This window comes from Actinoplanes sp. NPDC048791 (assembly GCF_040650095.1).
In the GTDB taxonomy this organism is placed as follows: Bacteria; Actinomycetota; Actinomycetes; order Mycobacteriales; family Micromonosporaceae; genus Actinoplanes.
In genome coordinates, this window is record NZ_JBEZGQ010001207.1 from 1 (window position 1) to 2,304 (window position 2,304).

Sequence of the window (2,304 nt, forward strand, 5' to 3'; positions counted from 1 at the left end):
GGCCCCCGGCTTCCCGCGGGTCGTGGCGGCGTTGCTGGCCGAGCACGGCACGCCGGCCGGGCGGCTGCTGCTGGAGGTCACCGAGACCGCGCTGGCCGGGGACGCCGCGACGGCCGCCGACGCGGTCGTCGAGCTGACCGCGCTCGGCATCGGGGTCTCGGTCGACGACTTCGGCATCGGTTACACCAGCCTGTCGCAGCTGCGGTCCGTCCCGGTCGCCGAGGTCAAGATCGACCGCAGCTTCGTCACCGACCTGGACACCGACGGACCCAACCAGGCGATCGTCCGCTCGGTGATCGCCCTGGCCCACGGGCTCGGCCTGCGGGTCACGGCCGAGGGCGTGGAGACAGCGGCGGTGAGCGACTGGCTCGCGGACGCCGGCTGCGACGACGCCCAGGGCTACCTCTTCGCCCGGCCCACGGCCTGGCCGCACCTGCTCGACCTCTACCTCAACCCGCGTGGCAGCGGCCGGCACGCCCGCGCCGAGCTCGCCACGGAAGCCGCAACCGCGCCCACCGAACCTGCACCACTGAGCACCGGAGGTCTCCGATGAAGCACTCGACCCGCCGTCGCGTCCGCCTGGCCGCCGCCGGTATCGCGCTGACCCTGGCCGCCGGCGGCTGCGGCTCGGCCTCCGCCGGCACGGATGACGCGGCGACCGGCGAAGTGGCCGTGGACCAGCAGATCCGCGCCATGCTGCCGGACGCCGTCCGCGATCGCGGCAGCATCCAGCTGGCCACCGACCCCAGCTACGCGCCGATGGAGTCCTACGCACCCGACGGCCGCACGATCATCGGCTTCGACGCGGACCTCGCCGCGGCGCTCGGCTCGATCACCGGGATCCGGGTGGAGATGGTCGCGGCCGACTTCAGCTCGGCCATCGACGAGACCGTCAAGGGCACCTACGACGGCGTGCTCTCCTCGATGACCGACACCGCGGAACGCGAGAAGCTGGTGGACTTCGTCGACTACTTCTCCGCCGGCACCGCGATCGTCGTACAGCGGGGCAACCCGCGCGGCATCTCGGACCTCAAGGACCTGTGCGGCCAGGTCGTGGCGGTGGAGAAGTCCACCGTGCAGGCCGACCTGCTGCGCCGCTCCCAGCCCAGTTGCGGGGCGAACAAGATGATCATCAAGAACTTCAAGACCAATGCGGACGCCCTGCTGCAGGTCCGCACCGGGCGGGCGGTCGCCATCCTGAACGACTATCCGCCGGCCGCCCACCTCGCCACCGACGCCCGGACCCGCTCGTACTACCAGCTCGCCTCGACCGTGCAGTACGAGCCCGGCCTGATGGGACTGGCCGTGGCCAAGGACAACACCGGGCTGCGGGACGCGCTGCGCGCCGCGCTCGACTCGCTCATCCGCTCCGGCCGCTACACCGAGCTGCTGCAGCGCTGGGGCCTGATGAACGGCGCGCTCGCCTCGTCGTCGATCAACGCGGGCAGCTGACGCGGGCTCAGGACCGGGTGTTGCGCGGCAGGGCGGACAGCCGGCGGCCCCGGACCAGGGCCTGCCGGCGGCCGATCTCCCGGCCGTCCGGAGTGAACTCGATGCCCTCGACCTCGTACCAGTTCTCACCGTCGCGCTGAATCGGCCTGTTCCAGTCGACGCGTTCGACGCGCAGGTCCAGGGAGCCGGTGCCGAAGCAGTAGTCCGTCTCCGCGAAGTGGCTCACCGGCCGGTTCGGGCCGCGATTGGCGTCCATGACTTCACTCCTCGTCCGGTAACCGTGCACGTGCCCAAGCATCGTCATATGCGCGGGCCGACGCAAGGCCGGATGCACGTGCATATGCACACTGGACCAAAAGTGGAAGATCCGCCGGGCCGCTCCGCCGTTCGGACGATGCCCGGCGTGTCGGACGTGACTGTCAGCGCGCGATCTGATGCAGCGCGTCGTGGAGCATGGCCGCCGTGCGCTCCGGAGGCTCAGCCTCCAGGCAGGCCCGTTCCATCGCGATCAGGTAATGCTCGACGTCACCGGGCTTGTCCAGATAGATCGCCCCGGTCAGCTGCTCGACGTAGACCACGTCGGGCAGCTCCGGTTCCGAGAACCGCATGATGGCGAACGGGAAGTCGGCCGGCCCGGCCGCTCCCTGATGGAACGGCACGATCTGCAGCCGTACGTTCGGCCGCTGGGCCGCCTCCAGCAGGGCCCGCACCTGCGCCCGCATGACGTCGCGGCCGCCGATCTCACGCCGCAGCACCGCCTCGTCGAGCACGGCCCAGAACTGCGGCGGGTCCGGCCGGGTGAGCACCCGCTGCCGGTTGCACCGCAGCTCGATGCGCCGCTCGATCTCCGCG

The 2,304-nt window shown here is 71.4% G+C and carries 4 protein-coding genes; 2 read left to right on the forward strand and 2 right to left on the reverse strand.

Annotation, left to right across the window (positions count from 1 at the left end):
* Together AB0C29_RS44395 and AB0C29_RS44400 are read left to right on the forward strand one after the other, a co-directional pair.
* Positions 1–553, forward strand: a 553-nt coding sequence (locus tag AB0C29_RS44395) for an EAL domain-containing protein (protein WP_360833826.1), incomplete at its 5' end; no start/stop codon positions are given.
* The gene (locus AB0C29_RS44400) at positions 550–1,452 is read left to right on the forward strand and encodes an ABC transporter substrate-binding protein (protein WP_360833828.1); all 903 of its coding nucleotides are present in this window, start codon (positions 550–552) and stop codon (positions 1,450–1,452) included. The genes AB0C29_RS44395 and AB0C29_RS44400, both read left to right, overlap by 4 nt.
* Positions 1,453–1,459: 7 nt before the next feature.
* Here the strand turns inward: AB0C29_RS44400 and AB0C29_RS44405 are convergent, their stop codons facing one another.
* Together AB0C29_RS44405 and AB0C29_RS44410 are read right to left on the reverse strand one after the other, a co-directional pair.
* A complete protein-coding gene (locus AB0C29_RS44405; RefSeq protein ID WP_360833830.1) occupies positions 1,460–1,708 on the reverse strand; it encodes a hypothetical protein in 249 nt (82 codons plus the stop codon).
* Between the two features lie 163 nt (positions 1,709–1,871).
* Positions 1,872–2,304: DUF5753 domain-containing protein (locus tag AB0C29_RS44410; protein ID WP_360833832.1), on the reverse strand; the 433-nt coding region annotated here is incomplete at its 5' end.

Coding starts and splice junctions, on each gene's coding strand:
- AB0C29_RS44400 (WP_360833828.1), top strand. CDS start 550: ATGAAGCACTCGACCCGCCGTCGCGTCCGCCTGGCCGCCGCCGGTATC.
- AB0C29_RS44405 (WP_360833830.1), bottom strand. CDS start 1,708: ATGGACGCCAATCGCGGCCCGAACCGGCCGGTGAGCCACTTCGCGGAG.